An 18,178-nucleotide genomic window follows, 5' to 3' on the forward strand; every position below is an offset into this window, starting at 1 on the left:
GATCGTAGGGACGTACTCATCACCGATAGCCTCCTCGCCACCGAAACAACTCCTCACACCACCGGGACGGGCGGCAGTGCCCGTCCGAGCGGTGTATTGACATTACCTGCACACACGCCCCGACCGCCAGACTTTGACACGGCCCTGTGGAAAACCCCCGGAACAGAACCCCGCCGACCGGTTCCCTGCCCGTCGGCTTCACGGTGCGCCCTGATCTTGACTTGGGACGATCCGCGCCATCCGAGCGTGGCCCCAAATGCCCTGCCGTATCGCATTGGCTGAGAGCTTCCGGAGGGAGGTGTGCCGGGGCCGACCCACCCGGGTCAGGGCAGTCTCAGACGCCTCCCCTACACTAGCCGGGTGACCGACACGATCGACTCTCACACCGACGCCTCAGACGCGCCCCCGACCGAGCCCGAGCCCGGTTCGGGCGTCGCCACCGGGGCGCGTACCGCCATGGCGACCTTGGAACGCCCAGCATCGGCCCCGACTCACCCGGAACCGACCCCCGTGCCGCGCGCCGGCTCCTTGCCCACCCCCGGCGAGCAGGCTCAGGCCGCCAAGGATAAGACCCTCACCTCCCCGGCCGCCGTCGAGCTCGCCCACCGCGCCCTGGAGGAGATCACCGACCCCATCACCATTGGCGAGTACCTCGCCGCAGTCCCCAACGCCGAACGTCTGGTCACCCACCTGTTCGACTGCACCCTGAGCGGCTACCGCGGCTGGCGCTGGGCCGTCACCCTCAGTCGCGTCCCGCGCAGCCGCACCGCCACTGTCTGCGAGATGGAGCTCCTCCCCGGAGAGGAGGCTCTCCTCGCTCCCGCCTGGGTCCCGTGGGCCGACCGCCTCGAACCCGGTGACATCACCCGCTCCGACCGCCTGCCCCGCAAGGAGACCGACGAGCGCCTCGAACCCGGGTGGGAGGCCACCGGCGAGGACGCCGACGCCGTCGCCCTGGACCAGCTCGACCTGGGCCGCCCCCGGGTCCTGAGCGCCCAGGGCGTCTCCAGCGCTGCCGAGCGCTGGTACGGCGGAGACCACGGCCCCGACGCCGAGGGTGTGCGCAAGGCCCACGCCACCTGCTCCACCTGCGGCTTCTTCGTGCCCATGGCCGGTGCCCTGCGCGCCATCTTCGGCGTCTGTGCCAACGAGTGGGCCACTGACGACGGCAGCGTCGTCTCCCTGGACCACGGCTGCGGTGCCCACTCCGAGACCGACCTGCCCGACCATGGCCCGGAGTGGCCCATCAACCCCTCACGAGTCGACGACCACCTCATGGTGCCGTTGAGCACCAATGGGCTCGACCTGCGCGAAGGGCAGAGCATCGCCGAACTCGCGGCCCAGCAGTCGGGCGACGACGTCGACAACGATGAAGACGGCGCCAATGGCGGGACCGACGACGCTACAGCCCAGAGCGCGGCAGACGCGCCTGGTTTGAACTCCGATCCTGATCCCTCGAACCAGGACGTTGACACTCTGCCCGACGACGCTACAGCCCAGAGCGCGGCAGACGCGCCTGGTTTGAACTCCGATCCTGATCCCTCGAACCAGGACGTTGACACTCTGCCCGACGACGCCGCGAGCAATGGCGTTGAGACCGCCACCGACTCGGTCGCGGATGCCGCCGCCCCCGTGACCGAGGCCGACGAGGATAGCCGCAGCCGCCTGCTGGAGCTCGACCTCGCAGACCTCGGGCAGAGGACTGCCGCTGCGGCGTCGGCCCCATCGGCCTCCGACACCGCCGAGGTCCTCGCGACAGCCGCGGAGCCGACGTCGTCGACCCCCGCCAGCGTCGAAACCGGTGACTCGCCCAGTGAACGCGCCGCCTCGGCCCGCGCCGCCGTGGCTGGCCTGTCCCTCGCGCTCGGGATCGACACGCCCCAGGATGGCGCCTCCGCCGAAGAGACCGAGGGCATAGACGCCGACAGCGACGACCATCTCGCGCCGCGCACCCTCGCCGAGCTCGAGGCCATCCTGCCCGACCGCTCCTGACACACCCTCAGCCGCGGTCGGCGATCATGTCGCAGCGAGGCGCTTGGCAGTCGCCAGCACCTTATCCAGCATCGCCGCGGTGAGCCGCCCGGTGAACGTGTTCTGCTGACTGGGGTGATAGCTGCCGAGCAGTGTCACCGGCCTGCCATCGGGCCTGGTCAGTTCCGCCGTCGCCCCGTGGCCGAAGCGCGGTTGAGGGCGGGGGAGGGTCCACCCCGCCTCGCGAGTGACCCGTAGCGCCGCGCTCCATCCGATCCCGCCCAGCGCCAGCAGAACCTTGACCTCGGGCAGGAGGGCGATCTCGCGGGCGAGCCATGGGGCGCAGGTGGTGCGCTCAACGGTTGTCGGCTTGTTGGCGGGCGGGGCGCAACGCACGGCTGCGCCCATGCGCGCCCCGATGAGCCGCTGCCCGTCACCGGCCGCCGTCGAGGTGGGTGACGCTGCCAGGCCCGCCCGGTAGAAGGCCGCCCACAGCCAGTCCCCGGAACGGTCCCCCGTGAACATGCGGCCGGTGCGGTTCGCCCCGTTGGCCGCGGGGGCCAGCCCGACGACGTAGATGCGGGCATCCGTCGTTCCGACACTCGCCACCGGTCGCCCCCAGTACGGCTCGTGGGTGAAGGATGCGCGACGGCCGGTCCTGGCCACCTCCTCGCGCCAGGCCACGAGACGGTCACAGGCTCGGCATACCGTGATCCGGGCATCGAGGGCGGGCAGATCCGAAGATGCGCCGGCCAGGCGCGCCACGTCGGTGGCCGATCGGGCCACGGGTGTGGCGGCAGTGGCGGGATCGTCGGGCCATCCGGTCCCGGGAGGGACCGGGGAATCGAAGAGCGCTCCGGTGATGGGGTGCGGATCGGCCATGTCCTCATTGTGTACACGGGCAGAGCGATGCGGTGCCGGCTTCTGTCATCGGTGAAGGGCCGGCCCGCTCATCGCGAGGAGGAGGCCCCATACGGGCCGACGGCGAGCCGCATGCCCCTGGGGTCGGAGACGAAACCGGCCTGGCGCAGCAGGTCACTCACGGTGCGGTCCAGTGCGCTGACGCCGTTGAGCGACTCCACCACCGTGCGGTGCCGCCCCGGCGATGCCCCCTCGTGCGCCAGCGTACGCTGCCGCGCGACTACCAGGGCGCGCAAGGCGCATGTCAGCATCTCCGGCTCGGGCGTGTAGGAGATGAGCGCCTTGAGGTTCTCCGGGGCGTAGAGCACCGGTGTCCCCTCCATGAGGACGACGCTCGCGCCGCGGCGTCGCAGTGGTGCACCGCCCGCCTCCTTGCGCTGCGGCCCGGCCTCGCCAATGCCGGTGGGCAATACGGGCTCGGGCCACGCCAACCCTCGGCCAACCAGGCAGGCCGGGTCCTTGAGATCGAGCACAACGCAGGCGCTACTCGCACCAACCGGGTTCTGGCTCAAGAACCGCAGCCGGTCAACGGTCTCCCGCTCGGCGAACTGGGCGGGGCCCAGGCCCTCGACGAATTCGCCGCGCAGGATGGCTCCGGTGTCCTCCATACGTCGCAGTACGGGCATCAGCGGCACGAGCCCCCCGCTGCCTCCGAAAGACAGGGCGACGTCGCGGGAAACGACCCCGTACCGGTCCAGCAGCGACTCCACCTCGGCGATCGCCCGCTCCTCTGCGGAGACCGGGGCCTGCGAGAGTCGCAGCCACGAGGCCGAGGACAGCACGGAGGACAACCGCCCGGACGCGGTTCGCCCTCCGGCTCGCGGCATCCCGACCATGAGGCGCCTGCTGCGACGGCTGCGCACCCGACGCGCCGGCGCGCTGCGCGGCCCGGCCACGGGCTCCAGCGACCGGCGCACCGGCTCGAAGGAGCGACCCGTGGCAGCCCCCTCGCACACCAGTCGCCAGAGCTTCTTGGCGTCGTCTTTGGTGTCTTCCCCGGTGGCGCTTTCCCCGTTCTCCTCCGCGCCGCTGTTCCGCGGGATCTGAAACTCGGCCCGCGTCAGCGCCTCCCCGACCACCGGGGCAAGAGCCGAGTCCGTGGGGAAGAAGGCGATCTCCCCGAGCGCGACGACGTCGTCGACCCCGGCTGAGGCGGTCGAGCCCCACTCGCCCCCGCCCGTCTGCCCCGATTCCTTCTGGCTCGAGGCCGATTCCTCATGGGGACGCGCCTGCCAGACGACCTCCCCGGAGGCGATGAGCTCATCGAGCATGGCGGGACGGTAGTCGGCCACCCGGGCGGGCAGCACCACCGACTCCCACAGGCCGGCCGGCAGCCACACTCCCTCCAACCCGGCCAGGGCCTCCGCCAGGGTGTCGACGCCGCTGCCCGCTTCGCCCATCCCGGCCCGCTCCAGCACCAGACGCTGGAGGACCCTGGGTGCCACCGGCGCAATGGCGGCTCGCGCCCGGGCCAGGGAACGGTTGCGCACCCGGGACAGGACACCGGCCTCCACCCAACCCGCCTCGCCGAGGTCCACGAGGGAACCGTCCTCGACGAGCTCGCTCAGGGCGGCCCCGGCCGGCGACGCACCCACCCCGAAACGCTGCGCCACCTGCTCGGGCGCGATGAGAGCATGCACCCGGGCGTAGCGCAGCACGAGGTTTACCAAGGGAGAACGGGCCGCCGCCGTCCGCACGGCCGTGCCGTCGGCCGCAGTGGACTCCATCAGTTCCGCAGCCCAGTCGGGCAGCTCCGTCCCCAGCGCCAGGAGCAGGTCGCTGGCGTCCTCGATCCGAGCCCAGTGCTCGCGTCCGCCGATAGTCACTCTCAGGGCCCGGCCGGCATCGGCGAGCTTGTCCACCGCCGCCCGGACGGCTGTGGACAGGTCCTCAACGCCCCCGGAGCCCTCGCGGCCGGTCCCGCCGGCATTACTGACCCCGCCATCGCCGACGCCGGTGCACCTCTCGACCAGCTCCGTGAGGGTCAGCGGCCCGAGCTCACGCAGAAGGTCGGCGATCCCCTCGGTATCGGCGCGCACCCGCCGGTCGGGCGCCAGGTGCTGGAGCTCGGCCTCGACCTCGGCCATGACCTCGTCGTCGAGCAGCTCGGCGATACCCCCGTCCCCCAATAGCGCGTTGAGAGCCTTGGGATCCAGGGCCAGCAGCCGGGCCCGATGCTCGGCGTGCGGCAGGTCCTCCTGGTACAGCAGCGTGCTGGCGTAGCCGAACAGGAGCGGATGGGCGAAGGGGGAGGGCTCGGCGGTGACGGCCTCGACGATGCGCACTCGACCGGAGCCCAGGCGTTCCATGAGATCGGTGAGCGCGGGCAGGTCGTAGTACTCCTGAAGGCATTCGCGCGCCGCTTCCACGCTGATGGGGAAGTCCTGGAACTGGCGGGCGGCCTCGAGCAGCTGGCCCGCCTTGACCCGTTGCAGCCACAGTGGCGTGCGGTGCCCCGGACGTGTGATGGGCATGAGTAGGGCGCGCGCGGCGCATTCGCGGAACCGGGCGGCGAACAGCGCCGTCTCATCGATCCGGCCGCGCACCAGGGCGGAAATCTCAGCGGGGTCGAAGATGGCGAGCTCGGCCCCCGGGAGACGCCCCTCGAGCGGCGGGATGTGCAGGACGATGCCGTCGTCGGCCGCCATCACCTGCGGTTTGATGCCCAGTACCTGGTGCACCCGCTCCCGGATCGCCATCGCCCAGGGCTCGTGGACTCGCCGCCCCAGCATGCTGTGGAAGATGAGCCGCCAGCTGCCGGACTCGTCCCGGTTGCGTTCCAGGACCAGAGTTTCATCGGTCGGGAGGACCCCCGTGGCGGAGCGCTGCTCGCGCAGGAGCCCCACGAGGTTGTCACGCGCGTAGGCATCCAGCCCTGCATCTGCGAGCCGACGCCGTAGCGCCCGCTCGGCCCGCGGCGCCCCGGTGTCCGGCCCGGTGCCCTCCTGTTCCGGCAGACCGGCCTGCGCCTCCCGCAGGAAAACCCCCTTGGCAAGCCCGGTGGCCATCGGCCGCCCCAGGCCCTCACCCCTCCAGAACGGCAGGCGGGCGCTGCGTCCCTCGACGGGGTCGACGACGACCCGGTCACCCGTGATCTGCCGGATCCGCCAGCTCGACGTCCCCAGCGTGATGACGTCACCCGGACTGGACTCGTGCACCATCTCCTCATCGAGCTCGCCGACCCTGCGCCGCCCGGCCTCCTCGGCACCCTCGGGCAGGACCACCGGGAACATGCCCCGGTCCGGAATCGTGCCCGACGACGTCACGGCCAACCGCTGCGCGTTCGGCCGGGCACTGAGCCGGCCGGTGGCGCGGTCCCACACGAGCCGGGGCGAGAAGTCGGCCAGGTCCGCCGAGGAGAAACCCCCGGACAGCAGCGTGAGAACTGACTCGAAGGCCCGACGCGGCAGCGAGGCGTAGGGCGCTGCCCGCGTGACGGTGGCGAACCAGGCGTCCGCCGTCATGTCCTCCGTACTCACCGCGGCAACCGTCTGCTGGGCCAGGACGTCCAGCGCATTGGGCACCAGAGCCGTGCGCTCGATCGCCCCGGCCCGCATCCCCTCGGAGGCGACGACGGCGTCCACCAGATGGGTCCGCTCCACCGGGTAGATGACGCCGCGGGGCCGCCCGCCCACCCGGTGGTCGGCCCGCCCCACCCGCTGCAGTCCCGCCGCGACCGACGGAGGCGGCGCTACCTGGAGCACCAGGTCGACGGAACCGATATCGATCCCGAGCTCGAGCGAAGCCGTGGCCACCACGCACCGCAGCTCGCCCGAGGCCAGTCGGCGCTCCACCTCCAGGCGCTGCTCCTTGGAGACCGATCCGTGGTGCGCCCGGGCGATGACGGGCGCGCCCTCCGGCATCGGCTCGGTGTGCGCGGCGGTGCCCATCTCCCAGGACTCGCGGTGAACCGGCTCCCGGGACTCTGACCTCGGTAGGAGTTGTGACTCGGGCTGCGCCCCGAGACCGGTCCCGCTGCGCGCGGCATAGGTCTCGTTGAGACGGGCGGTCAGCCGCTCGCAGGCCCCACGGGAGTTGACGAACACCAGGGTCGTGCGGTGGGCGAGGACCTGGTCGAGGATCGCATTCTCCAGGTGGGGCCAGATGGAGCCCGTCACCCGGGCCGGTCCCGCCGAACCCGTTCCACGGTTCGCCCCGGCCCGGCCCGTTCGTTCGGCCTGCTCCGTCTGCCCCTCCACCATGGCTCGGCGCAGCGCCCTATCCGAGCGCCACGCATCCCCCGCCCCGGCCCGTCCGAGCCCCGAGAACCGCCCCGCGGTGCCGAGCGAGGGGGATCCCATCGCCCGCTCCATCCGGGTGTGCCGATCCGCGATCACCGGGATGCGAGCCATGTTCTCCACCGGGACGCTCACCGTCACCTCCGGTGTCGCCCGGCCGTCGTCGTCGACGATCGTCACCGGGCGCGTTCCGCCGAGGAACCGCGCTACCTCCCCGCGGGGCGAGACCGTTGCGGACAGGCCCACGCGCTGCGCCGGGCGCCCCAGGAGGTCGTCGAGGCGCTCCAGGGAGAGCGCCAGGTGCGTGCCGCGCTTGGAGCCCGCGAAGGAGTGGATCTCATCGACGATGACGCTCTCCACCGTTCGCAGCGTCTCGCGCGCGGCGCTAGTGAGCATGAGGTACAGCGACTCCGGCGTTGTGATGAGGATTTCCGGCGGATGCGTGCGCAACCGACGACGCTCCCGCGCGGGCGTGTCCCCCGAGCGCACTCCCACCGAGATAGGGCGGGTGGGGCCGACGGCGCCGATCCCCGCCAGCGGCCGGCGCAGGTTGCGCTCGATGTCGACCCCCAGCGCCTTGAGCGGTGAGATGTAGAGGACCCGCACGCCGTCGGCCGGATTCTCGTCCTCGCCAGGCGCTCCGGCCGCAGTCTCCGCCTCGTCGAGCCGGCCCAGGTGATCGATGGCCGACAGGAACGCCGCCAGCGTCTTGCCCGAGCCGGTCGGGGCGATGACCAGTGCGTTCTCCCCCCGACCGATCGCCGTCCAGGCCCGCTCCTGCACGGTGGTGGGCCCGGAGGGAAAGGCGTTGAGGAACCAGGTCCGGGTGGTCTGCGAGAGGCTCTCCCACCCCGGCCCGCGGGCACCGGCCGCATCGGCCCGGTCATGACCCGTCTCCGTCATACCCGGTGTCATACCCGGCACCCCCTACTCGCCCCATGGCCTCAGCGACCATTTTTCCACGAGGGTCTGACGGCTATCCGCGCTGCTTCTCCCCGGACCGGCCGGGGGAGAAGCGGACAGCGCCGACGCGCTGAGAGATCAACTCCCTGCGCGGAGCCGATATAGCCTGCGACGGCGGCGGGAGAGCATCCCCGTCTCTGCTCTCCCACCGCCGCCGCAGGGGACTGGGTCAGGACTCCCCGGCGGGGGAGCCGTCGGAGTCGGGCTCGCCGGTCTGGGCCTCGGAGTCCCGAGGAGCGTCGTCACCGGTCGCAAGGGGCGTCGAGGCCTCATCCGCCCCCTGGTTCTTCCCGCCTCGCTTGATGACGACGAAGGACACGCCCAGGGCGGCCAGTAGCACGACCCCTCCACCAACCAGCCACAACGGGTTGAGGTCGTGCGAGTCCTTGGCCTTGGTCTGCGAGCCCGAGTCGCCGCCGTCGGCGGAGATCGTTTTCGTGATCCAGTCGTACTGCTCGGCCAGGGGAGTGCATGTGAAGTGACTGGAGGATGTGGCCTCGGGATCGTTCTCATCAATGCTCGCAGTGAGAACCGCCGCCACCTTGTCTCCGACGAATACAGGACCGCCGGAGTCCCCCGGTTGGGTCTTGGCGCCGTTGCTGAGGTCGACGCTCAGGGACTGCTTGCCGTCGAAGAGGGTGAAATCCGCGATGCCCGTGATGCTGCCGGTCGCCTTGGGCAGTGTCTTGGTACCGCCTGAGCCGTCGGAGGACCAGCCGTAGACCGTCACCTCGCCGGAGGAGGGCACCGTGTCGGCGATCTTGGGGTAGCTGGAGAGCTTCATATCCTCCGTGGTGTGCATGAGCGTGATGTCGCCGGCGGGGGCCTTCTCCCACCGGTCGACGTCGACGACGCGCTGCTTGTCGCCCTGGCCGATGCGCACGGAGGACCCGGAGACGTTGGGGGAGCCCTCGACGCAGTGCCGGGCGGTCACCACCCATTGCGGGGCGATCGCGGTGCCGGTGCAGTTGCCGCTGGGATCGCCCTCCTCACCGATCTTCTCGGAGACGACGGCGGTACTGACGGCGTCGTCTCCGGCCACGTCGGGGCTCATGAGCGCGTGCGCTGCGCCGGCCGGAAGGAGCGCAAGGGCGGTGACGGCGAGAAGGCTGTGGGCGCGCACGAGTGAACGAGGAAGGCGGGGGCGGTAGGGGAGCGACGGGGAATCCGGGAGCGTGGCGGTGGATGACATGGTGTTCTCCTCTGGCCTGGGTAGTGGTGCGGTGTTGCGGAGATGAAGGCGCTCGTGCAGATGCCGATGAGCGCGGGGCGGTCGTGGTTCAGGTGAGTTCGGGAATGGTCCGGCCGGGACGTCCCTGGTCGGTTGCGGTTCGGATGAGCCGGCGCAGCGCCCACTCCAGGGGGCCGTGGTCGAACCTCAGACGGATGATCGTGGCCAGTGCCAGGGTGAACAGGATCGTGGCGGCTCCCAGGACCGGCATGCGCAGCGGGGCCTCGTCGGAGAGGAAGCGCCCGGCGCTCAGGACGTGACACACGTAGACGGTCAGGGACATCGAGCCCATGGCCTGGAGCGGGAAGGCCAGTCGGCTCGCCCAGCCGGTGCGAGTCCCCCTGAAGACCAGGAGGCACAGGGAGACGACGGACAGCGCCCCGCCCGCCGTCGCAACGATGTCGATCAGCGCTCCGGAGTGGGTAACCGGGTCGATGAGCATCATGGGGATGATGGTGCTCAGCTCATCGGAGGAGACCGCGGCGACGACGTCGATGGTGTTGCGCGCTACGGCCCCAGCGACGGCGAGGGGAAGACCGATGACCGCGGTGAGGACCTGGGCGCGGGTGCTGCCCGTAACGAGACGGTGAGCAAGCAGCCCGATGATCATGTAGCTGGCCCAGGCGAAGGCCGGGTACGCCCCCGTCAGCGCCTGTGAGGGCACTCCGACGGTGGCGTCGAGGACGTGGCAGACGGCGGAGAGGATGATCGTCCACGCGAGGACGACCATGAGGGTGCGGGTGCGCCAGCGCGGTGCGCAGGCCAGAGCGATGTAGCAGATGCCGAAGGCCGTGAGCACTACGTTGATGGTGCCGGCGAAAGGCGTGATCGCCTCACCCAGAACAATGAGGATGACGCCGCGCACGAGGAGCCCGTGACGTGATGCCGCCAGCGCTGGCCCTCCCTCACGGACCCCGCGCGAGCCCATGATGGACAGCGACATACCGGCCAGCACGGCGAACAGGGCGGAGGGGAACCCGCGAACGATCTCGGCCGGCCACCCCTCGGGCTCCATGAGATGGGCCACCACCATGCCGATCAGCGCCAGGGCCCTGGCGATGTCTAGCCCGATGATGCGCCGTCGGGGCCGGGAATGCGTCGTCGATGGCGCTGCCGACGAGGTGCCCGACGACCTGGCGGGCGCGGTCCTCGGCGATGCGTTCGACGTCGTTGGACGGCCCGTCGGTTCGATTGAGCCAGCTGTCTGCACGAGGCCAGACTTTAGGGACGCCGCTGTTGTGATGGTGTAAATAGTTCTACCGATGGCCTCAATAACGCATCGCGTTGCGGTGACGCAACTGTTTGGTTTCGCTCAGCGCTTGACGATCTGGAAGAATGCCGCCGTGAGCACACGTCATCCCACGAAGTCCTTATCGTCGTCTTCGTCCTCTCCCGGCAGCGCGTCCTGGCTGGACCGTTATTTCCACATCTCCGAGCGCGGTTCGACCATCTCCCGCGAGGTCCGTGGCGGCATCGTCACCTTCTTCTCGATGAGCTACATCCTCGTCCTCAACCCCGCCATCCTGTCCAAGGCGAGCCCTCCGGGAACCGAGGCCCAACTCGCCGCCGGCACCGCCTTCGTCGCCGCGATCATGACGATCCTCATGGGTGTCGTCGCCAACTACCCGATGGCACTGGCCGCCGGCCTGGGCATCAACGCGATGGTCGCCTACACCCTCGTGGGCACCCAGGGCATGACGTATGCCGACGCCATGGGGCTCATCGTCATCGAGGGCGTCATCATCCTCGTCCTGGTGCTCACCGGCTTCCGCGAGGCCGTCTTCAAAGCGGTCCCCGATCAGCTCAAGACCGCGATCTCCGTGGGCATCGGCCTGTTCATCGCGCTCATCGGCCTGGTGGACGCCAAGATGGTGCGCCGCGGTGGCACCCCCTTGGAGTTGGGCCTGGGCGGTTCCCTCCAGGGATGGCCGGTCATCGTCTTCCTCTTCGGCCTCTTCCTCACGGTCGTGCTCCACGTGCGCAAGGTCCGCGGGGCCATTCTCATCGGTATCGCCTCTGCCACAGTCCTGGCCATCGTCATCGACGCCTTCGTCCACCTGGGCCCCTTCAACGACGACCCGAAGAACGGCCCCCTCAACCTCACCGGCTGGTCCCTGTCCGAGCCGCGCTTGAGCGGCTTCCCGGTGGACCTGCCGAGCCTGTCGACGCTGGGCCACTTCAGCCTGCTGGGCAGCATCCACAAGGTCGGGATCGTCTCGGTGATCCTCCTGGTCTTCTCTCTGCTCCTGGCCGACTTCTTCGACACGATGGGCACCATGGTCGCCATCGGCGCCGAGGGCGACCTGCTCGACGAGCACGGTAATCCGCCCAGAACCCGTGAGATCCTCGTCGTCGACTCCCTGGCCGCCATCGCCGGCGGTGTGGGAGGGGTCTCCTCGAACACCTCCTACGTCGAGTCCGCCGCGGGCGTGGGGAGGGGGCCCGCACGGGCCTGGCCTCAGTGGTCACCGGCTGCATGTTCGCCCTGTCCATGTTTTTTGCCCCGCTGGTCAAAATGGTCCCCTACGAGGCGGCCACCCCGGCGCTCGTCGTCGTCGGCTTCCTCATGATGATGCAGGTGACCGACATCGACTGGAAGTCCCCGGAGATCGCCCTGCCGGCCTTCCTGACCATCATCATGATGCCCTTCTCCTACTCGATCACCAACGGCATCGGGGCAGGTTTCGTCTCCTACCTGATCGTCGAGGTGGCCCAGGGACGCGCCCGCAGGATCCACCCGCTCATGTGGGCGGCCTGCACGATGTTCGTCATCTACTTCACCCTCGCCCCGATCAAGGCGATCCTCGGCGTCTCCTGACCCTCGCCTCCGGAGCCCCGGGCCGAGCTGCCCTGTACGAATACCTCTGGAGGCCGCGTCCCGCCGTCGGACCCGACGGCGGGACGCGGCCTCCGCGGCACTGCTTTCAGTGCCAGTAGGGCTTACCCTGCGAGAGGACAGGGCCTGCCCGCCCGACGTCGTCGTGCCCGCTTCCCTGTCTCGTCGCTCTGGCGCTCGCAACTCTCACGTACACGGTATTCTCACGTAACTCAGGACATGACCCGCACGACTTCATCACGCCGGTCCAGCGGCGGTATCTTCGCCTCCTTCAGGTTCCACAACTACCGGATCTGGTTCCTGTCCGCCCTCGTGGCCAACACCGGGACCTGGATGCAGCGCGTGGCCCAGGACTGGCTGGTGCTGCGCATCCTCACCAACGACTCCGCCTCCGCCACCGGCCTGACCACTGCCCTGCAGTTCCTCCCCATGCTCCTGCTGTCCGCCCACGCCGGCCTCGTCGCGGACCGGGTCGACCAGCGCAGGTTCCTCATCATCACTCAGAGCGCCATGGGCCTGGTCTCCGCCGTCGTCGCCATCGACGTCCTGGCCGGAAGCGTGCGCCTCTGGCACGTCTACCTCGCCGCCTTCCTCGGGGGCCTTGCCGCCGCCTACGACGCCCCGGCCCGCCAGACCTTCGTGGCCCGGATGGTGCCGGCCGAGCACCTGTCCAACGCCGTGGGGCTCAACTCCGCCTCCTTCAACGCCGCCCGGCTCCTGGGCCCGGCGCTCGCCGGCGTCGTCATCACCTGGGTCGGCGCCGGCTGGGTCTTCGCCGTCAACGCCGCCACCTTCCTCTTCCCGGCCGCCGCTCTGGCCATCATGAGACTGAACGAGCTCGTGGACATGCCCCGCGCCCGCCGCGCCGCCGGTCAGCTCCGCGAGGGCCTGGCCTACCTGCGCGGCCGCACCGATCTCATCGTCATCATCGCTGTGATCGCGGTCGTCTCCATGCTCACCCTCAACTTCCAGGTCACCATGGCCGCGACTGTGCGCACCGTCTTCCACCTGGAGTCCGACGCCTACGGCACCGTCTCCTCGGTCTTCGCCGTCGGGTCCCTCTCCGGCGCCCTGTGGGCGGCCCGACGCCGCAACCCCCGACTGCGCACCGTCGTCGTGGCCGCCTTCGCCCTGGGAGTCTTCTCCCTCCTCCTGGCCGTCATGCCCACCTATCTGACCTTCACGATCATGACGATCCCGGTGGGCCTGTGCGTCCTGACGCTCCTGACCAGCGCCAATCAGACCGTGCAGATGACCACCGAGCCGGCCATGCGCGGCCGGGTTTTAAGCATCTACATGATGTTCTTCCTGGGGTCGATGCCGGTGGGCGCCCCGCTCATCGGGTGGGTGGCTGACGCCTGGGGACCGCGCATCGCGATCGCGGCCGGCGGCCTGAGCGCTGTCCTCGCCGCCGTGGTCGCCGCCGCCTGGAGCTACGGGCACTGGAACCTGTCCCTGCATTACTCCTCCACCCGCCCCCTACCTCAGGGGCGCTCCGAAGGCACCGACGGAGGCTCCGGAGTCGGAGAGCCGCGGTGACTACGTCGACTGACAGAACTGACTGAGTCCACTGGCGAAGTCGATCGAGTATCCGGACGGGCTATACGCACGCTACCCGTCGCGCATCTCCGAGGCACTGGGGAGTCCTCCCCGGCCGGGGATCGGCGAGCCGGCAGGCGATACTGGCCACACTGGCCACATCCCAGAGCGCTGTCTATCCTTTCAAAGAACGCGGTCCTGACGGATGCGCCCTTCGGAGGGGCCCGAGCTGCCGCGGCAACCCACCTCAAGCAGGAGCCCACCTCATGAGCGAGCTGATCGACACCACCGAGATGTACCTCAAGACCGTCTACGAGCTCGAGGAGGACGGCGTTCCACCGCTGCGGGCCCGCATCGTTGAGCGCCTCGACCACTCGGGTCCCACGGTCTCCCAGACGGTGGCGCGCATGGAGCGCGACGGCCTCATCAAGGTCGCCGACGACCGCTCCCTCCAGCTCACCGAGGAGGGCCGTAGGCGGGCTACCGAAGTGATCCGCAAGCACCGGCTTGCCGAAAGGCTGCTGCTGGACGTCATCGGCATGGACCGCCGGCTTGTCCATGAGGAGGCCTGCCGTTGGGAGCACGTGATGAGCGAACAGGTCGAGGAGCGCCTGGCCGTCATCCTCGACGACGTCTCCGCCGACCCCTTCGGCAACCCCATCCCGCCGCAGACCGCCGAACATCCCAGGCCCTCCGCCGATGAGGTCAGTGTGGAGCGCATCGCCGGCCGTGAGACCGCCACTGCCGTCGTCAGCCGCATCGGAGAGCCGATCCAGGCGGATGCCGGGCTCATCGCCGCTCTCGAGGACGCCGCGATCGCGGCTGGCGCCCAGGTGGAACTGCGCATCAGTGCCGGTGGGGTGCGGCTCGTCGGGGCCTCTGGCGACCCCGTCGTCCTGGCTGATGACGTCGCCCGCCACCTCTTCGTCCAGCGCTGAGGGACGCCGATCGGCCTCTCTGTCAGAATCCACAGAAACACCTGAAAGCATCCTGTGCAGGCGAGGCTGTCATGCCGGCGCCCCGGGTCCCGAGAGTGTGGGATGCGGGGCGCTGTTTTGTGGTTTAGCTCACAGACGAGAGTTCTCTCTCACTGTGAGTCCCATCGAGGTGAGATGAAGAGGAGATGGTGACCGCTCCGATAGGCGGATGTTTTTTTTCCGCTGAATGCCGCCATTTCGTCCGTTATCGCTATTCGCTCTCGCGGACCGAGGTCCCTGGAGATATATGGAGGAAACCGAAAATCGACACGAGGTGTCTCGGCTCACAACAGTGTGTGACACCTGGCCGTGACGAAGCGCTGTTCTGTCATGTAGCGTTCAGGTCGTTGCCGCAGACAACCGTCTCGGTGGCGTCTCGGATCGGGGCTTAGTCCTGCCACTCGGTCTGAGGCAAGTGGAACCAACAACTCAAGTGGCAGGAACGGGGGAACCAACTACCGGTCGCCCGGACTGACAGTCCGAACGACCTTGGGGTGAAGCCCGCATCTGCGGGCCGGGCGTCTCCAGTCCGAACCCGACAGCTCACCTCGTCGGCTCAACAGGAGAAAGCATTCATGTCCTCACGCACCATCGCACGTCACCGCAAAGCCACCCGAGCCCTTACCCCACTGGATGACTTTGCTCCCACCGCGCGCCGAGGTCTGGCGGTCGCCGCATCGTCCGGTCTTGCTCTGACCATGCTCGCCTCGGGTGCCAACGCCGCAGGCCGCGCAGAGGTCACGTCCTCCGGAACCATTGAGGCGTCCGGCGTGACTCCCGGGGTCGGCATCCTCGCCGCCAACGCCAGCGAGGCCCTGGCCGCGCGTCAGCAGATCACCATCGCTCAGGCCAGCTGGGTCACCGAGGCCGCCCCGCAGGTCGAGGCCGTGGCTCCGACCCCCGCCGCTCCCGAGACTCCCGCCGCTCCCGAGACTCCCACCGTCGAGGCCCAGGCCGAGCAGAATACCGACAACGCCGGTGCCGCCACTGCTGCTGTTGACCACGGCACCGACGCCGCCTCCGCGGACACGCAGACCGCTCAGACCACCCAGGCCTCCGCGCCGACCGTCAACTCCAATTCGTCCGTCGTGGCCATCGCCATGCAGTACGTGGGTGCTCCCTACGTGTGGGGCGCCTCCGGTCCGAGCGCCTTCGACTGCTCCGGCTTCACCTCCTACGTGTACGCCCAGGTCGGCATCAACCTGCCCCGTACCTCCGGCGCCCAGGCCGCGGCCGGCACCCCGGTGTCCGCCGCTGAGGCCCAGCCCGGCGACCTGGTCACCTGGCCCGGCCACGTCGGCATCTATGCCGGCAACGGCATGGTCGTCGAGGCCGGTAACGAGTCCACCGGTGTGGTCTACCGCGAGCTGTGGGGCTCCCCGAGCTTCGTCCGCGTCGCCTGATTCAGACGCTGAAATCTTTCCCGTGAGGGGCGGGTGCCGCGGGGCGCCCGCCCCTCACTGCGTTGTGGTGCGGGGCGGGCGGGGTAGAGAAAGCTCGAATGGGGAAACAGACACAACCTCATCATGTGGTGGTCCCCACACCCCTTTTCGAGGCAGAATGTTCCTTGGGTCGCAGACCGTATCTCGAGAAAGGGCAGATCCCATGACTGATGGCAACGTCATCCTCGTCGGAGTCGATGGTTCACCCGAGTCCCTGGCGGCAGTGGACTGGGCTGTTGCGCGTGCCGAACGCCAGGGCTGGCGCGTTCACATACTGTGCGCATACTCCCTGCCCTCCTTCACCACCGCCTCCCTCGACGGCGGCTACGCGGCACTCGACGACTCGGCCATCAGGTCCGGCGCCCAAGCCGTCATCGACGAGGCCGTCGAACGCGTTAAGAAGTCCGGAGTGGCCGTCACCTCCTCCCTGGAGACCGGGGATCCGGCCGGCGTCCTCGTCGACCTCTCCGAAGAGGCGACTCTGGCCGTCGTCGGTACCCGCGGAGGTGGCGGTTTCGCTGACCGTCTGTTGGGGACCGTCTCCTCCGCATTGCCTGCGCACAGCCACTGCCCAGCGGTCGTCGTGCCCCAGCGCACCGAGGGAGCTGACTACACGCCGGTGCGCCGCATCGTCGTCGGGGTCGACGGATCCTCCTCGGCCCGCAAGGCCCTCAAGTGGGCCGTGACCGAGGCGGAGGCCTGGGGCGCCGAGCTCACCGCCATCGCCGCCGTGCCGATGGCCTCCGGAGCGGGCGCGCTCGCCTGGCTACCGGCCGCCGTCGACCGCGAGCAGGTCCTGGCCGACGTTCGCTCCGGGTTGGACCGCGCCATTAATGAGGCCCTAGAGGGCCACGAGGGCGTCACAGTGCGCCGCCACGCCCTGGACGGAAACCCGGCCGAGCTCCTGGCCGAGTTCTCCACCGCTGTGGACCTCGTCGTCGTCGGCTCGCGCGGACGTGGGGGCTTCTCCGGGCTCCTGCTGGGCTCCACCAGCCAGGCCGTTCTGTCCCATGCGTCGTGCCCCGTCCTGGTAGCGCCCTCGCACCATATCAAGGGTGAGCGGCGCTCCTCGCGCACCTCCACCCCGTGGGGCCGCGCCTGAGAACGCGACCGCTGCCGCGAACCCGCGCCGCCCCCTCCGGGCTGAACGGGCGCCGGTGAACCGTCGGTCGCAGCGTGCGCAGCCGCATCAGAGGCACTGCCGTGCCGGCCGATCTCACAGCGGTCGGCACGGCAGACGCGCTGATACTGCTCTAGGCCTGTTATGTATGGCGCCACTGCTCCTGCCTTAATCAGGAACGTACTTCGCGATCGGTAACTGCGTTGTCCCGCAGACGACTGGGGGCGGACGCCAGTGGTTTGCGGGATGGGTACGTTCTGGACGGGAAACGCAGTTCCCCATTGGTGGCCGCCCGTTTTCCGTGCCGCTGTCGAGGTCGGCCAGTGCCGGCCAGTGGGGTCTGGGCCGGTGCGGTGCTCGTCGCCTCACGCCGCCTACCGATGCGGCGTCGCGGAAGCGTCCGCGAGTACCGGGCGACCCGGGGCAGCCGAGCCCAACAGACTCGCACAACAGTCCCTAAGTTCAGTCCGAGTGCAGTGCGAACACGGCGCCACCCCGATGGCCGGCTGGTCATACGCGGGCCGATCCGCTGGTAGTCTTCCGCCCAGGCCCTCGTAGCTCAGGGGATAGAGCACCGCTCTCCTAAAGCGGGTGTCGTTGGTTCGAATCCAATCGAGGGCGCGGACGCCGGACGGTGTCCGTCGACGTCGGACGGACCCGCTCGGCTCAACCCGGCGTCCATAGACATTGGTCGACGTCGGTACCGGTGCGGCCCCTAGGGCGAGCCACGCCCCGGTGCGTCTCCACGCCCAAGGGCCGATGGGCCTATATCTTGAGCGTATGACGCCATCGTTCTTCTCCTTCGGCCGCAAGCGGCGCGAGGCTGCCCTCCGGGAGGACGAGCGCAAGGGTGCCGGAGCCTCGAGCGGATCGGATCAAGCCGCGAGTCGACGGCGTTTCGCCGCGGACTTGGGGGCCCTGGCCGCGGCGCCGAGCAAGC

General features: G+C 69.6%; 9 protein-coding genes, 1 tRNA gene, 1 pseudogene and 1 riboswitch. Of the genes and pseudogenes, 7 read left to right on the plus strand and 4 right to left on the minus strand.

Translation table 11 applies throughout. From position 1 onward, the window contains the following. Positions 1 to 456: 456 nt before the first annotated feature. Positions 457 to 1,992, plus strand: coding sequence for a DUF3027 domain-containing protein (locus HMPREF0975_RS12685; RefSeq protein WP_156808302.1), 1,536 nt, complete (start codon positions 457 to 459; stop codon positions 1,990 to 1,992). A gap of 24 nt (positions 1,993 to 2,016) precedes the next feature. Here the strand turns inward: HMPREF0975_RS12685 and HMPREF0975_RS12690 are convergent, their stop codons facing one another. The 4 genes from HMPREF0975_RS12690 to HMPREF0975_RS12705 all read right to left on the minus strand — a co-directional run bounded on the left by HMPREF0975_RS12690 (position 2,017) and on the right by HMPREF0975_RS12705 (position 10,534). Then, positions 2,017 to 2,853, minus strand: a complete 837-nt coding sequence (locus HMPREF0975_RS12690; RefSeq protein ID WP_009234593.1) for a uracil-DNA glycosylase — start codon at positions 2,851 to 2,853, stop codon at positions 2,017 to 2,019. 68 nt (positions 2,854 to 2,921) lie between these two features. Next, positions 2,922 to 8,045: a DEAD/DEAH box helicase gene (locus HMPREF0975_RS12695; protein WP_009234594.1), complete on the minus strand. Its 5,124-nt coding sequence runs from the start codon at positions 8,043 to 8,045 to the stop codon at positions 2,922 to 2,924. Between the two features lie 217 nt (positions 8,046 to 8,262). Next, positions 8,263 to 9,285: a trypsin-like serine protease gene (locus tag HMPREF0975_RS12700; RefSeq protein ID WP_009234595.1), complete on the minus strand. Its 1,023-nt coding sequence runs from the start codon at positions 9,283 to 9,285 to the stop codon at positions 8,263 to 8,265. 88 nt (positions 9,286 to 9,373) lie between these two features. Then, the gene (locus tag HMPREF0975_RS12705; protein ID WP_156808301.1) at positions 9,374 to 10,534 is read right to left on the minus strand and encodes a DUF418 domain-containing protein; all 1,161 of its coding nucleotides are present in this window, start codon (positions 10,532 to 10,534) and stop codon (positions 9,374 to 9,376) included. Positions 10,535 to 10,586: 52 nt separating this feature from the next. On the opposite strand from HMPREF0975_RS12705, the pseudogene HMPREF0975_RS12715 reads away from it, so the two are divergent. From HMPREF0975_RS12715 to HMPREF0975_RS12740, 6 genes and pseudogenes are all read left to right on the plus strand, one after another. Continuing rightward, positions 10,587 to 12,142 (plus strand): annotated as a pseudogene (locus HMPREF0975_RS12715) (NCS2 family permease). 237 nt (positions 12,143 to 12,379) lie between these two features. Next, entirely contained in the window at positions 12,380 to 13,699 is a 1,320-nt protein-coding gene (locus tag HMPREF0975_RS12720) for an MFS transporter (RefSeq protein WP_009234599.1), read from the plus strand. Positions 13,700 to 13,965: 266 nt separating this feature from the next. Then, positions 13,966 to 14,637: a metal-dependent transcriptional regulator gene (locus HMPREF0975_RS12725; protein WP_009234600.1), complete on the plus strand. Its 672-nt coding sequence runs from the start codon at positions 13,966 to 13,968 to the stop codon at positions 14,635 to 14,637. Positions 14,638 to 15,085: 448 nt separating this feature from the next. Then, positions 15,086 to 15,248, plus strand: a riboswitch (cyclic di-AMP (ydaO/yuaA leader). Positions 15,249 to 15,251: 3 nt separating this feature from the next. After that, complete coding sequence (locus tag HMPREF0975_RS12730; RefSeq protein WP_009234601.1) at positions 15,252 to 16,079, plus strand: C40 family peptidase; 828 nt, start codon at positions 15,252 to 15,254, stop codon at positions 16,077 to 16,079. Positions 16,080 to 16,281: 202 nt separating this feature from the next. After that, the gene (locus HMPREF0975_RS12735; RefSeq protein ID WP_009234602.1) at positions 16,282 to 17,220 is read left to right on the plus strand and encodes a universal stress protein; all 939 of its coding nucleotides are present in this window, start codon (positions 16,282 to 16,284) and stop codon (positions 17,218 to 17,220) included. A 566-nt stretch (positions 17,221 to 17,786) separates the two neighbouring features. Continuing rightward, positions 17,787 to 17,859 (plus strand) — tRNA-Arg (locus HMPREF0975_RS12740). The last annotated feature ends 319 nt before the right edge of the window (positions 17,860 to 18,178 follow it).

Source organism: Actinomyces sp. oral taxon 849 str. F0330, assembly GCF_000239715.1.
Classification (GTDB): domain Bacteria; phylum Actinomycetota; class Actinomycetes; order Actinomycetales; family Actinomycetaceae; genus Actinomyces; species Actinomyces johnsonii.